Genomic DNA, 13,858 nt, shown 5'->3' with positions numbered 1-13,858 from the left:
CACGCCCTGCCGGTCTCCGCTGTCGAGGACCGCGCTGTCGGGCGCCGCGAGCACCGCGCCGCCGTCTCCGGTCGCGATCTCGGCCTCGACATACATGTCGGGCAACAGCGCGCGATCCGGGTTCGAGAGCTCCACGCGGACGCGGGCGGTGCGGGTCTCGCGGTTGACGCCGGGGTAGATCAGGGCGACGCGCCCGGTCATCGTCCCGTCGGCGCCGCGCGGCCGGACGCTCGCCGGTTGGCCGACCGCCACCTTGGACAGGTCGCGCTCGGCGACGTCGAGCAGCGCCCAGACGACGGACATGTCGGCGAGCCGGAACATCTCGTCGCCTGGCATCGCCTGCATGCCGTCGACCGCATTGCGCGACAGGATCAGCCCGTCGCGCGGGGCCGGCCAGGCGATCGTCGCAGGCACCTTTCCGGAGGCGGCGATGGCGTCGATCACCGCGGCGGGCACGTCGAGGTTCTCGAGCCGGCGCCGCGCCCCGTCGACGACCGCGCGCCCGGCCCCGGAGGGCTGGCCGACCACGGACAGAAACTGCGCCGCGGCCGCCGCGACCTCGGGCGAATAGACCTGCATCAGGACCTGGCCCTTGCGGACGGGCTCGCCGGTCGTGACCTGCTCGACCTTCTGGACGAAGGACTGGGAGCGAACCGACACCACCGACACACGGCGCTCGTCGAGCTGGATCGACCCGCTCGCCCGGAGCGGCGCGCCGAGCGTCCGGCGCTCGAGCCTCTCCGTGCGCACGCCCGAGCGTTGCCGCTTGCCCTGGCTGACGATGACCGCGCCGCCATCGTCCTCGCCCTCCCGGACGGGGATGTAGTCCATCCCCATCGAGTCCTTCTTCGGAACGGGAGAGGTGTCCGGCAGGCCCATCGGGTTGCGGTAATAGAGGATGCGGTCCCCGGACGGCCCCGAAGCGGCGGCGGGCGCCGCCGCCGACGTCGCCGCGACGGTCTCGCCCGTGGAGGGATCGAAGCCGACGTCCTCGCCCACGCGCACGACGGCGAACGGTTTGCCGTCCGGGGTTGTCCGGGGCGCGGCCGAGTAGACCGGGCGGCCGTCCGGGTCGCGGTAGTAGAGGATCGGGCCGGCCGCGGCGGTCGCAGCGGATCGATCTTCCGCCTGAACCATCGTTGCGCCCGGCGCCATGCCGCGCTGCCCCGCCCAGTAGCCGCCGCCCGCGAGGGCTGCGGCCAGCAGGATCCCGCCGACGGAGGCCGCCGCCTTCATGGCTTGGCCTGCAGCACGAGCTTGCCCTCGACCGTGCCGGTCTCGCCCTGCACCTTGGCCGCGAGCGACAGCCGCCAGCCGCCCTCCATCGTGAGCTTGGTCTTGAACCGATAGACGCCGAGCTGGTCGGAGGGCGTGGAGGCGATAGCGGAGGACATGGTGGGCATGCCGTCCGGCGCCATGTCGATCCGGGTCGCGTAGATCACGGCGTCCGGAACGGGCTTTGAGGTCCGCGTGTCGACGAGGCGCACCGCCACAACGGCCTCACCCACTTTGGCGACGCTTTCTACGAGCTGAAACTCATAATCGGCGGCGTCGCCGAGCGCGGGAGACAGAGAGGCGGCCGAGATGACGGCGGCCAGCATCGCGGCGCGCGAGCGCCGACCTTGGAGCCTGGACATTGCTGAAATCCGAAGTGCGTCGGCGTCCGGCGTTCGGCCGGACTTGTCTCCCGTAGCCTTGCGGCCACAGGTTCGAGACCGCGCGGGCTTTCAAACCCGCACGGCGCGATACGGCGCCTGAGGCGCCGCGGACGGACTTCAGATTCGGGGAGGTCGGGCCGGCGGTCCCGGAACCGGTCCGGCGCGGGCGGCGTCGTCACCAGGGCGGACGACTGACAGAGCCAAGGTCTGATGCGATCTGGTCATGGCCGCCATCGGCGCGGCGGGGGCGCACTTCGTCATGCAGGTCGCGAGCAACGGACAGCTCTTCTGGCAGTCCGGCATCACCGGAGCGTCGTCCGGGCAGCAGGGCATTTCGGCCACGCCGGGTTCGACGGCGACCATAGCGGCAAACATCGCAGCACCGGCCACGGCGGTCTGCGGCGCAAGCGAAACCGCGCCGACGCCGATCATCAGCATCAACACCAGCAATCGCCGCAACCAGACGCGCGTATTCATGCCGATGAGCATGCGCCAAAATTCCGCCCGCGGGAAGACGACTGAACCAAATCCACTCTCATATTGGCGGACTTGTCGATCAGGCTCGCGCCGCACCGTCGACAGCCGATTGGTTCCTCAGCCTGCCCTCGAGCCGACGGAGCTCGATTTGATGCCTTTCCCGCAACTTTGTGACGACGCCCATCGCCTCGACCAGTTTTGTGGCCAGAAGACGATTCTCCGCCTCGAGTTCTCCATTGGTTTCCCGCAGTGCCTTGATCGCGTCCAGAGCAGTGACACGGCCAGCGGGCGACTTCTTGACCCGAGCCATACTTGCCAGGATCGCGGTGCGCGCCGCAGGAAATCGACAGCCGGCGTGACCGATCAAAGTCCTGCTATGTCCCGCTTCGATGGCGACCGATACGATGTTGATCTTCAATCTGCCGCGCGCCGCACGCTGAATCAGAGCCCTGTTGGTCGGCCGGCCCGCCTCCAGCCGCGCCAACGCCGCCATGAAATCATTTTCGTCAGCAGCCATGAGGAACCTCCTTCGCTTCGAGAGCCGCGACATCGACGCCAAGCTTGCGCAGCACGGCCGACGATGTCTTCAGCCGCTCTTCCGCGACCAGGACCATGCCGCCTCCACCTGCAGAACCGTGTTCGCGCTTCACTTCGAGATTTTTGAGATGTCTTTTGCGCCAGAATTCGACCTGATCTTGTGTCACCATCAGATTTGCGCAGCCGGAGCAAATCTCCGGACGCCGAATGACGTAGTTTGGTGAGCGTTGTGACAGCTGGAAGCTTCCTTCAGCCTGATAATGACAACGGGCCGTCTCAGGACGAAAGAAACACTCCCCCCACTCTGCTGGATAGAGGCGAAGGTTCTCTTGCCGAATGAGCTGATGAAAGGCCTCGATCCGGTCCTTGGCCTCTATAAACGTCGCCAGATAAGCCTCAATCTCATTTTTCCGTTCGGTGAACATCTTGGCCATCGGGCCGGCCGCGACGGCGTCGCCGTCAAAAATACCGGCCAATCTTCGCGCGCCCATCATCGCGTCGACGTCGTCGATAATGCCGAGCAGTTCCGGGTCCGTGTCCAGATATCCCTGCTCGGTGACGGCGATGCTGACATGCTTGAAGTGATCCGAGACGGCAGCCAACAACCGTTCATCCGTCCGCACCATGAACATCGCAAAAGCTCGCCGCCATTGCGCAGGCATGATGCTCCAATCGCTATTCTCTCCAGGTATCTCCACGTATTTCGCGACAAACGCTTTCTGTCCGCGCAAGAGCGCCCAAATCTGGAACGGACCTGACTTGAAATCACGGAGCGAGTTCGACTCATTGAGCGACAGAAAGAGCTCTTTTGCCTCCTGGCCGTTGCGCCAAGAACCAAGGATCTTATCGAGCGCAAGTATCGCGCCGACCGCCGGCGGAACGTATTCCGTCCCTGCCGCTCGTGCTCCTGCAATCCATCGGACTTCGCGGAAACTGCTCTCGCTCTTGTAGACGCGCCCCTTGAGGTAGAAAATCTCCTGCAAGCCAGTGTCGGAGGTCTCCATGGTGAGGCAGGCTGGCCAACCTGCGTCAGAGTCGCGCGGCTCGGAGCACAGCCCGCAGATCTCAGTGCTACGAATCCCGATCAATCCCTGAAGGACCAGCGAGCATGCGATCGTAAATTCCTTGATCAACCCAAAAAGTATTCGTCTGGGCGTGGCCTTCGTCTTGTAATTGTCGGGCCTCTGCAGGCCGCCGCGATCTTGATAGGTCTCGTCTGCGAAACCAGGTCGCCATGGCTCGGGCAACGATCCGCCGTCATCGAAGACAAAGTCTCGGATTGCGTCATCGCCCGCCTCGTATCTGTCCTGCTTCCCGGCGCTTCCGATCGCCAACAGGTACAGATCCAGAACTCGCTGCAGGTCGCGCGCCGGCGCCTCAAGCCACGAACAGGCCCGGTTCAGCACCGCAAGCACGACGTCGTCAGGCGTCAATCGGCGCTTTTGTGACGGACGTGTCGCGCCCAATTCCCGCACGACTTTATGGGTCGACTCTCCGCCATAAGGGTGACGTGGCATCACGTCTTCAGGATTCCCTGACAACGCAAACCGTTGTTCGTATATTCGCGGCAATATATCGAACGAATTGACTACGTTCTGAGTAGTCTTGACCGACGACGTTTGCATGAACTTTCGTTCAGTCAGCCACGACTTGAAATCGACGACCGCGAGATCATCAATCGCAGCAAAGTTTGGCGTGCCGCTCTCAGCCATCCATTGTATGACAGCGCGAAGGGCGATCGAGATCTTCGGCATCGTCAACGCCTTCGGTGGCGCTCCACGACTGTTCTGAACCATCAAGCTCCAAACGAATTTCTTGCAGCTTTCGACAATGTTTCGCCACTGCTCATCGGTGCTGCAGGAACCGTCCGTCATCGGAAATTTCCAGTTGACGGCAGTAAATTTGTAGCCTGCCGTCTCGACGACATAAGTCCAGACGTCGTCAGACCAGGCGCTGAATTTGGTGACCTGCTGAGGCCAGCTTTCAATGGCGCTGCCGCCTGAGTAAGCTTGTTCTTGCGTCATGTCGGAGCGCCTCAATCGAGCGTGGGAAGAGACGGCAGCAACATGCTGTCGGCTTCGGCTTCGACATGAGCGTTGAACTTGGGAAACCACCCTTCATTCAAAGCTTTCAGCTGGGGCGCCCACTCGACGAGCCAGCGCTGGGGCGCGACTTCCGAGCGCGCCTCGACAATCCTCTGCCGCAGCTGCCGCAGCCGCACCAAAGCGACGGGGTCATTGAGATCCACCCAGCTCAATGGGCAGGCGGGGCAATACCCGTAGGCTGAACACGCCTTTCCTTCTTCTTGTCCGACGACCGGCGAATATGCTGGTTCCAAGCAATTGAACCCGAGCGTCGCTGCGCTGCGCGGGCCGCCCATATGGACCGGATTTCGCGCGTCCGACTTACCTCCTGAGGCGAGATACCGCTCCCGCCACTCCATCGCGCGCGCCAACGCCTCCAAAGCCAGCTTCCGCGACCCATCAGAGCTATAATGTGTATATGCGGTGTTGACCGAGCTGTGGTTCATGACATCCCGAACAGCGAGCATGTCACCCCCTGAAAGAAAGTAGGTAATCTCAGCGCCGCTTTTTCTCAGGCCGGACAGACCAAAACTTTCAATCCCTTTATGGCGGTCGCAAAACTCCTGAAGAGTTCCAGGCCAATGTTTATTATTGAGACGGTTGCCGTCATGCAGAAACGTCGCCGCATATCGGGTCTTCGACTCATAGGCGAAGACATAGTCATTCTGAGATGCGGGTAGCCGCTTATAGACTGTATTGTTGTATTCACGAAGTATGAGCAACAGACGAACGGGGCTGGATAGATCAGTCAACCCCGAAGCGAATGACCGCTCCTGCCTTTTCCCGGCTCTGGGCTTCTCGCCTCCGACCACCCAACGCCTTTCTCCGAAAAAGACATGGTCTTCCCGAATATCGCTCCACTTCAAACTTAGAACGGTGGTCGCGTTGAAGAAGGTGTCCATAGCGATCATGATTACAAAAGGCGCAATCATGCGTCTATTAAAGTACAGATATGCAGTCACGTCGTCCGTCGAGTAGTAGTGACGCATCGCTCTTTCGAGACCCGGGCGCTCTTTCTTAAGTTGTTCACCGGCAATAATAAGCCCACCATATGCAACGAAAATGGTTTTGATAGCGGTCTTTATATCCTTATAGGCAGTCATCGGCGCGTTGGCCGGCGGCACACTTATAGAATTGTCGATCTTGATATCTTGAACTCGCTTCAGCAAAGCGACAGTCGATCTTATCTCCTGTAGACACGCCGATCGCACAAGGGCGAGCTGGCTGATGGAAAGCGGATCTCTGGGCTGAATCTTATGGTGGCGAAGCCGTGCGACAGTTCGGTTGAGATCGATCGTAGGGTTTAGTTCGAACCTGGTTTCCGACCGACACCACCTGAGAAACTGACGGATCGCGTTGTATCGAATACCGACAGTTTGCGGCGAAAGAGATTTGACGATCTTCGCTTTGTCTTCGTATCTGTATTCCAGCAGCCAACGTTCATAATCTCTCATCACGCTCACTGAAAGATGAGATACGCCGAAATCGCTTTGTGTCCCGCCATAATAATCGACAATAAAGTTCGTAAAAAACTCAAAATAATCAGCCATCTTGTGAATAGACGACTGCTGTCGGGCCCGAGTGCCGCCTTTGGACAAGTAGTCTCCAAAAGCTTGCGCAAGTGACATGCACTCAAGCCTTCGCGTTAGAAATGCTTCAAACAGGACGCCGTTAATATCGCGTATCTTGCAAACTGCAACACCGTCACGCGCTTCCACGTGCGATATAAACGGATCGGGTGAGACCGCCGCTCTGCGAAGAGCTACAGCCGAAGCCGCCCGCTTAAAATGAGCTCCCGGGACAATCTTTCGAGCCTGATTACTAGCGACGCTCATCCGCCAACCCCAACATGAACGCGTGATACTTATCGGCCATCTCTGCTTCTTGTGATTGCAAGCCGCGCAAATATTTCTCCGTCGTCCCGCGGGTGCTGTGTCTCATGCGAGACTGAACCTTGCGGATCGCCGCGCTCGGATTCACCGACTTGTTGACGCTGTAGGAAGTCACCGCGAAGGTGTGGCGCAACTGATGGAACGAATACGCAGGGACCAGCACGGTCTCGATGACGTTCTCGCCGGTTTTTTCGTCTGTGATCGGATGACCGGTTTCGGGATCGAGGACGAACCTGGCGCGAGGCACAAGTAGGCCGGCGCGTCGAACCGCCTTCGTAAAGGCGCGCATCGCCGTGTCGGTCTTGATGGGGCTACCTATGTCACGACTGTTGGCGTGGAGGTCGTTGAGAAACAACGCCGTCGGCTCAGCCTTGCTGAACTTCCCAAGGTTTCGGGCCGCATTCACGATCTCCTGGCGCTGTCCGAGCATGAAGGAATGCAACGCCCGGACAAGGATCACCGGCATGAGGATCGTGCCGCTCTTGTTGCCTTTCGTTACCGGCAAAAATATTCCGACAAGCTCCCAGTCGTCCTTTCCGGAGGCCTTCTGAAACGCATGCTCGACCTGATGGATCGTCAGAGAGCAGACCTCCTCGACTCGCATGCCAGACTGCAGAGCACATTCCACCATGAGCCTGTCGCGGGTCGGCTTCTCACCACAGTCCTGGTAGGGAGAGGGACCGAGAGCGCTGCGGAGCGCGACCAAATGCTCCGGCTCGATCAACGTCTGGTCCTTTGTCCGTTTGGCGAACCCCGACACTGCGTCGGCCAATTCGCCTCTGGATGGATCATGATTTGATCCTGCTCCAAGCAATCGCCGGGGCACGAAACCGGGATCCCAATGGGTGAGGCCCTGCCGAAAGGCCCATCGATAAAATTCGAGAACCGTCCCTACCCGCCGGGCGATGGTCTTCCCCGCGTAGTGAACGCGCGTGATCTGCGAAACCGCCTCCTCGAGCGTGGAGGCATAGAAAGCCACCTCGTCCTTCTCGACGGCGTTCCAGGCGATCTCCGTCACCGCCAAAAACGTCCACCACTGAGCCAGATCGTCGGCGTATGCCGCCTGCGTATTTTTCCAGCGCTCCCCCTTATGAGCTTGAACGCAGCGATTGCGCATGAATTGGTTCGCCGGCGTGATCGGAACCAAGTCACTGTCGAAGAGCATGACGAAGCCTGTCGGCATCGAAACTCCGCGCATCAGCGCGGCGTCAAAAACGGCTTCGTCGTTGGCGACCGAACGGATGCGCCTGACGAGGGTTTGCGGAAGTGACATCAGCTGTCGCTTGGCCTTGAACGAATAGGCGGTCTGGCTAGCCGCTCGGCCGGGCAATACCGGTGGTGTAGGCATAAGCGTACCCCTCCGCAGGTTGCGGAATCCTTGCCGATCGGAAAGGCGGAAAAATCGATCGAGGGATACGCCGCGCAGGCGGCGATCATTCTCGAACCGATCTCCACACGCTTCTTGCTGAGGGACAGCCCGTCTTCCGGATCGCTAAACGATGCGCGGATTACCCGCGCTCGGAAGGGCGTAGCGCCTGTATCCAGACGCACGAAGGGACCACGCTTTTGCGAAGCCCGACTGAGCGGAGGTGATCGTTCGCCTCTCCAGATGCGATGTCAAGTCGCCAAGCGAGGCAGAAGGCATGCGCTCAGGAGCCGCGGGTCAAGTTTTAGAAGTATATTCCGCTTCGTCGAGCTTCTGAAAAGCCATTTCAATTTATGTTTAGGCGCTCTATAATATCTTTATGCCGTAACATTTCGAAAATGTATTTTTATATCTTTGTTATAAAAAATCAACAATGTGTTCTTCTCTGTCGCTTGTGACATGCCAGCTATCAGCAGTATGAGCGTCAAACTTTTTCAATTTCCAGAGGGAAGAACAGATTTTATGAGCCCCAATGGCCAATTCGGCGATTAGCGGGCCTTTCGCTGGTTTTTGTATATGGATACTCAAATTCAAATGCCAATCAGCAATAGCGATAGCGCCGAAAATCTGACGTGAACGTTTTGGTGTGTCCATATAGCGAACTCTATATGGGGTGTATGTGTTCAGTGTTCAATTTTTAGAGTATAGACGTCGCGCCCGTATCGGCGTAGCGGCCTGACGAGAAAGAGACCAAAATGACGTTCGCCGGCCCAGCTTTGTCGTTCGGCCGCCCGACCTCTCCAGGCTTGACGCTTCGCGCTCGACGCCCCAGTAGGCGTGTTGCAAGCTCCTACGGCTCTCACCGGCCCGGCCTTCTACAGACGCCAACTGATGCTCGAGGCTGAGCGCGCCGCGACGACCGCAGGCCGCCCATTCGTACCATCAGCTGAAATTGGCTCTTGACCCGAAAGCCGACGTTCAGTGCCGCGTTAGAAGCGAATATTCAGCTCGATGGGTTGCGTGGACGAGGATCAGCAACGCCGTCGACGCGATCGCGCCGAGCGCGCCGCCTTCGCCCGCGTAGCGCGCCGTCATCACGGCCTTGCCGTGGCCCGGCGAGAAGGCGTGGAGTAAGCCGAAGCCGAACGCGGCGGCGACCAGTAACGGGGTGCCCGTCAGCCCTTCGGTCGCGAGGCCGTTCAGCGCGGCGACCACCTCGCCGTAAAGCCACCTCTGGCGCTCGACGATCGATCCCATGGATGAGGCCTCGCCCACGACCGTGACAGGCGCATGGCGGCTCATGCGACGGCCGTTGTGATCGCGGCGAGCGAGACGTAGCGGCCGACCTTGGCGAGGGTGACGAGGGCGAGAAACGACCACAGCGGTTCGCGCAGCACGCCCGCCACCAGTGTCAGCGGATCGCCGACGATCGGCGCCCAGCTCAAAAGCAGCGACCAGCGCCCCCATCTTCCATACCAGCCCTTGGCGCGCTCGAGCGCCGCGTCCGAGACCGGGAACCAGCGCCGCCCGCGGAAGCGCTCGACCTGTCGGCCCAGGATCCAGTTCACGATCGAGCCGAGGACGTTGCCGACGCTCGCGACAGCAACCAGCGCCCAGACGGGCTGCGCTTCGGACAGCACGAGCCCGACCAGCAGCGCTTCCGACTGTGCGGGCAAGATGGTGGCTGCGGCGAACGCCGAGGCGAACAGCCCAAGATAGGCGACGAGGTCGGCCACGGCTCAGGAGCGCCCGGCGTCGGGCCATTGCGGATGCAGGCGGTCGATGACGATCGGGTGCGTGTGGACGTGGGTGTGCCCGGCGGCCGGCGCTTCGCGGAGATGCGGATGGTCGGGGTCGAGGCCGGGATGGGCGTGCTCGACCGCGTCGTCCTCCGCCTTGGGCCACAGGATGAACGTCGCGACGACGGCGGCCGCAGCGACGCCTGCGAGCGCGAGGAACGCGACGGACATTCCCGCCCTCGCACCGACCCAGCCCGCGACCGGGTACGTTAGCAACCAGCAGGCGTGCGACAGGGCGAACTGCGCGGCGAACACCGCGGGGCGATCCTCGGCATGGGCGGAACGGCGAAGCAGCCGACCGCCCGGCGTCTGCGTCACCGAGGTCCCGACGCCGAGGGCCAACCAGAGCGCCAGCAGCGCGCCGAAGGATTGGACGACCGGGCCGAGCGCGAGGGCGATGGCGAGCAGCGTGGCGCCGAGCAGCATCACCGGCCGGTCAGGCATCCGGTCGAGCGCCTTGGGCAGAGAAAGGGCGGCCGCCATCGAGCCGGCGCCGTAAGCCCCGAGCGCGAGCGCGGTCTGGGACTGGCCGAGGCCAAGCCCGGCCTGGACGATGACGACGGTGTTGACGATGACCATGGCGCTCGCCGCGGCCACCGCGAGCGTCAGCGCCAGCAATCCACGCAGCCGCGGCGTCGCGAGGTAGATCCGCGCGCCGCGGGTCGTCCGGTCGTAGATCCCGCGTCGCTCGGCGGACTTGGGCGTCGGCAGCGCGACCGAGACCACCAGCGCGGCCGAGGCGAGGAAGCCGACCACGGTCCCTGCAAACAGCGCGTGGAAGCCGACGACGGTCAGCAGCGCGGCCGCAAGCATGGGGCTGACGATGCTCTCCATGTCGTAGGCGAGCCGCGAGAGCGACAGCGCGCGGGTGTAGTCGCGCTCGTCCGGCAGCACGTCCGGGATCGTCGCCTGAAAGGTCGGGGTGAAGGCGGCGGAGGCCGACTGCAGGCAGAAGATCAGGACGTAGATCTGCCAGATCTCCGTCACGAACGGCAGCGAGACCGCGACCGCGGCGCGCACGAGGTCGAGCGCGACCAGCATGGTCCGACGCGGCAGGCGGTAGGCGAAGGCTGCGGCGACCGGCGCGACCACGACATAGGCCAGCATCTTGATCGCGAGCGCGGTCCCGAGCACGGCGCCCGCGTCCTTGCCCGCAAGCTCGTAGGCGAGCAGCCCGAGCGCGACCGTGGCGAGCCCGGTCCCGATCAGAGCGATCGCCTGCGCGAGGAACAGGCGTCGGTAGGTGCGGTTCGACAGTACGCTCAGCACGGCGCGCTCACAGGTATTTGGTGATCGCCTTGAACTCGTCGAGCGAGCGGCGCTGCTCGCGGCCTTGCGTCCCGGCCGCGTCCTCGAGGCAGTGGTCGACGTGGTCCTGGATAAGCGCGCGCTTGGCCTGCGCCACGGCCTTCTCGACCGCGTAGAGCTGCTGGGCGACATCGACGCACGGCTTCCCGGACTCGATCATCTCGATGACGCTGCGCAGGTGCCCCAGCGCCCGCTTCAGGCGCGCGACGACTTGCGGGTGGCTCTCGTGAAGATGCGGCTCGGACATGAACTCTGTCCTATCCCCCTGGAGGGGATATGGCAACGCGTCGCGGGGCGCGGCCTCGACGGGCGGACGGCGACGCAGCTATGGTCCGGCCCGATGACGATCAAGCGCCTCCTCGACCGGACGCTGCGCATCGCGACCGTGCTCGCGATCGCGCTGGCCGTCCTGTCGGCGCCGACCGGGCATTCCGCCTCGCACGACCCGCTGGCGCTGGCCGCCGCCGAGGCCGAACGGCACGCGGCGCTCGCCGCCGAGATCGCCGAGCACGGCCATGCCCACGAAGAGGGCGACGCCGACGAGCAGAGCCCGGGACACACCCACGGGCACGACTCCGCCGACCACCTCCACGACAAGGCGGGCGCGCCCCCGTCCTTCCTCGCCCAGGCCTTGCCCGCGACCCGGTCGGTTACGCTGTCAGCCGTCGCTCAGACCGGGGGCGACTCGCTCACCTCCGGCCTGAAGCGTCCACCGAGACCGTCCTTCGCCGCTTGAGCTCCAGCCGTCGCAGCGCGGCCGGCCCCATCGACGAACAACGGATCCTCACATGCACCTACCTCCAAGAGGGGGCGGGCCAAACGCGCACGCGTCGCGCCGCCTCGCCCTCGCGCGCCTGTTTGGCGTCTCCGCCGCCCTGATCGTCCCCGCCTCCGCGCTCGCCCATGCGGTCGCGGAGGGCGACAAGGGCTACATCCAGGAGATCTCTGGCGTGAACCTGATCTCCTTCGCGTATCTCGGCGCCAAGCACATGGTGACCGGGTACGACCACCTGCTGTTTCTGGCCGGAGTGATCTTCTTCCTCTACCGAATGAAGGACATTGGCCTCTACGTCAGCCTGTTCGCGCTCGGCCACTCCACGACCATGCTGCTCGGCGTCTACCTCAACGTCGGGATCAACAGTTATCTCATCGACGCGATCATCGGCCTGTCGGTCGTCTACAAGGCGCTCGACAACATGGGCGCGTTCCAGCGCTGGTTCGGTTTTCAGCCAAACACCAAGGCCGCCACGCTGATCTTCGGCCTGTTCCACGGCTTCGGGCTGTCGACCAAGATCATCGAGTACGACATCTCGCCCGACGGCCTCGTGCCGAACCTCCTCGCCTTCAACGTGGGGGTCGAGATCGGCCAACTTCTGGCGCTTGCCGCCATCCTGATCGCCATGGGCTTCTGGCGCCGGACCGACGGGTTCTGGCGGCACGCCTACACCGCCAACGTCGTGATGATGACCGCGGGCTTCGTGCTGGTCGGCTACCAGCTCACCGGCTTCGCGGTCTCCTGACCCAATCCCCAGATCGAAGAGACAGAACCGATGTACAATACCGACATTCCGACCCGCGCCGAGCTGCCGACCACGAAGCAGCTCCTGCGCTCCACCGCGATCGCCATCGTCTCGGCGGGCGTGATCCTAACCACCATCGTGCTTCCCGCCGAATACGCGATCGACCCGACGGGGATCGGCAAGGCGATCGGCCTCGCCGAGATGGGTGAGATCAAGACCCAGCTCGCGGCCGAGGCGGAGTCCGACCGGATCAAGGACGAGGCGCGGCCCGCCCCGGCGCCCGCGGCCCCGGACCAGCGCTCCAGCCTGCTCGGCTCGATCTTCGCCGAACTGGTGATGGGCTCGGCCGCGGCGCAGGAGGCCGCCATGAAGAGCGAGGAGACCAAGGTCACGCTCAAGCCCGGCGAGGGCGCCGAGGTGAAGCTCGACATGAAGAAGGGCGCGAAGGCGAACTTCACGTGGACCGTCGAGGGCGGCGTCGTGAACTTCGATATGCACGCCGACGGCGCGGGCCAGCAGTCCACGAGCTACGAGAAGGGCCGCGCCGCGCCGAGCCAGGAAGGCGTGCTCGAGGCCGCGTTCGACGGCAAACACGGCTGGTTCTGGCGCAACCGCGGCAAGGCCGACGTAACCGTGACGCTGAAGGTCAACGGCGACTTCGCCGCGATGAAGCGCGTGATGTGAAGTGGGGCTGGTCGCGCGGCGTCACGAACGCAGCGCGGCCAGTCTGCGCTGTGACGGGAACAGACAGGGCAACTCCATCCACAAAGGTGATTCATATCGACAATCGTCGATTTATTGATATCAAAAGCCTCCCGATGCAGGAGGCGACATGCCCGTACGCGCCCAGTCCGCCGACCGTGACCGCGAGACGGCGGCCCTCGACGCCCTGTCATCGCTTGGCCAGTCCACGCGGCTTCGCATCTTCAAGCATCTCGTCACGACCGCTCCGGAGCCACAGCCCGCGGGCGGCATCGCCGAGGCGCTGGGCTGCCTCCAGAACACGCTCTCGACCCATCTGGCGATCCTTGTGCGGGCCGGTCTGATCACCGGCGTCCGCGACGGGCGCTCAATTCTCTACGCCGCCAACTTCGACGGCATGCGGGGCCTCGTGAACTACCTGCTCGAGGACTGCTGCAAAGGCCATCCGGACGTCTGCGCGCCCGTGTTCGAACAGCTCGAGAAGGGCTGCTGCGGCCCGGCCGCGAGGGCCTGAC

16 protein-coding genes are annotated in these 13,858 nt (G+C 63.0%); 4 read left to right on the top strand and 12 right to left on the bottom strand.

Annotation, left to right across the window (positions count from 1 at the left end):
• The 12 genes from EK403_RS15555 to EK403_RS15500 all read right to left on the bottom strand — a co-directional run.
• A partial coding sequence (locus EK403_RS15555; RefSeq protein ID WP_245479727.1) for an efflux RND transporter periplasmic adaptor subunit occupies positions 1-1,236 on the bottom strand: 1,236 nt, incomplete at its 3' end.
• Positions 1,233-1,637 (bottom strand): FixH family protein, encoded by a 405-nt coding sequence (locus tag EK403_RS15550; RefSeq protein WP_128778378.1) that lies wholly within the window; start codon positions 1,635-1,637, stop codon positions 1,233-1,235. The genes EK403_RS15555 and EK403_RS15550, both read right to left, overlap by 4 nt.
• Before the next feature lie 138 nt (positions 1,638-1,775).
• Positions 1,776-2,147 (bottom strand): hypothetical protein, encoded by a 372-nt coding sequence (locus EK403_RS15545; RefSeq protein ID WP_128778377.1) that lies wholly within the window; start codon positions 2,145-2,147, stop codon positions 1,776-1,778.
• A gap of 67 nt (positions 2,148-2,214) precedes the next feature.
• Entirely contained in the window at positions 2,215-2,652 is a 438-nt protein-coding gene (locus tag EK403_RS15540; RefSeq protein WP_128778376.1) for a hypothetical protein, read from the bottom strand.
• On the bottom strand, positions 2,642-4,696 hold the full coding sequence (locus EK403_RS15535; protein ID WP_128778375.1) for a hypothetical protein: 2,055 nt from the start codon (positions 4,694-4,696) through the stop codon (positions 2,642-2,644). Before EK403_RS15535 ends, EK403_RS15540 begins: the two co-directional genes overlap by 11 nt.
• 11 nt (positions 4,697-4,707) lie before the next feature.
• Positions 4,708-6,384: a site-specific integrase gene (locus EK403_RS15530; protein ID WP_164919621.1), complete on the bottom strand. Its 1,677-nt coding sequence runs from the start codon at positions 6,382-6,384 to the stop codon at positions 4,708-4,710.
• A 193-nt stretch (positions 6,385-6,577) separates the two neighbouring features.
• The gene (locus EK403_RS15525; RefSeq protein ID WP_128778373.1) at positions 6,578-7,996 is read right to left on the bottom strand and encodes a tyrosine-type recombinase/integrase; all 1,419 of its coding nucleotides are present in this window, start codon (positions 7,994-7,996) and stop codon (positions 6,578-6,580) included.
• A 435-nt stretch (positions 7,997-8,431) separates the two neighbouring features.
• Positions 8,432-8,668, bottom strand: a complete 237-nt coding sequence (locus EK403_RS15520) for a hypothetical protein (protein WP_128778372.1) — start codon at positions 8,666-8,668, stop codon at positions 8,432-8,434.
• Between the two features lie 324 nt (positions 8,669-8,992).
• Positions 8,993-9,271: a hypothetical protein gene (locus tag EK403_RS15515; protein WP_128778371.1), complete on the bottom strand. Its 279-nt coding sequence runs from the start codon at positions 9,269-9,271 to the stop codon at positions 8,993-8,995.
• A gap of 41 nt (positions 9,272-9,312) precedes the next feature.
• A complete protein-coding gene (locus EK403_RS15510) occupies positions 9,313-9,750 on the bottom strand; it encodes a YqaA family protein (protein WP_128778370.1) in 438 nt (145 codons plus the stop codon).
• Positions 9,751-9,753: 3 nt separating this feature from the next.
• The gene (locus EK403_RS15505; protein WP_128778369.1) at positions 9,754-11,082 is read right to left on the bottom strand and encodes an MFS transporter; all 1,329 of its coding nucleotides are present in this window, start codon (positions 11,080-11,082) and stop codon (positions 9,754-9,756) included.
• Between the two features lie 7 nt (positions 11,083-11,089).
• Entirely contained in the window at positions 11,090-11,368 is a 279-nt protein-coding gene (locus EK403_RS15500; RefSeq protein WP_128778368.1) for a metal-sensing transcriptional repressor, read from the bottom strand.
• A gap of 93 nt (positions 11,369-11,461) precedes the next feature.
• On the opposite strand from EK403_RS15500, the gene EK403_RS15495 reads away from it, so the two are divergent.
• From EK403_RS15495 to EK403_RS15480, 4 genes are all read left to right on the top strand, one after another.
• On the top strand, positions 11,462-11,857 hold the full coding sequence (locus tag EK403_RS15495; protein ID WP_128778367.1) for a hypothetical protein: 396 nt from the start codon (positions 11,462-11,464) through the stop codon (positions 11,855-11,857).
• Positions 11,858-11,909: 52 nt separating this feature from the next.
• Complete coding sequence (locus EK403_RS15490; RefSeq protein ID WP_128778366.1) at positions 11,910-12,641, top strand: HupE/UreJ family protein; 732 nt, start codon at positions 11,910-11,912, stop codon at positions 12,639-12,641.
• Between the two features lie 30 nt (positions 12,642-12,671).
• On the top strand, positions 12,672-13,325 hold the full coding sequence (locus EK403_RS15485; protein WP_128778365.1) for a transmembrane anchor protein: 654 nt from the start codon (positions 12,672-12,674) through the stop codon (positions 13,323-13,325).
• A 148-nt stretch (positions 13,326-13,473) separates the two neighbouring features.
• Positions 13,474-13,857, top strand: coding sequence for an ArsR/SmtB family transcription factor (locus tag EK403_RS15480; protein ID WP_128778364.1), 384 nt, complete (start codon positions 13,474-13,476; stop codon positions 13,855-13,857).
• Position 13,858 lies beyond the last annotated feature (1 nt).

Origin of the sequence: Hansschlegelia zhihuaiae (assembly GCF_004103825.1) — a bacterium.
GTDB classification, from domain to species: Bacteria; Pseudomonadota; Alphaproteobacteria; order Rhizobiales; family Methylopilaceae; genus Methylopila; species Methylopila zhihuaiae.
This window is presented reverse-complemented; position numbering and strand designations above follow the sequence as displayed.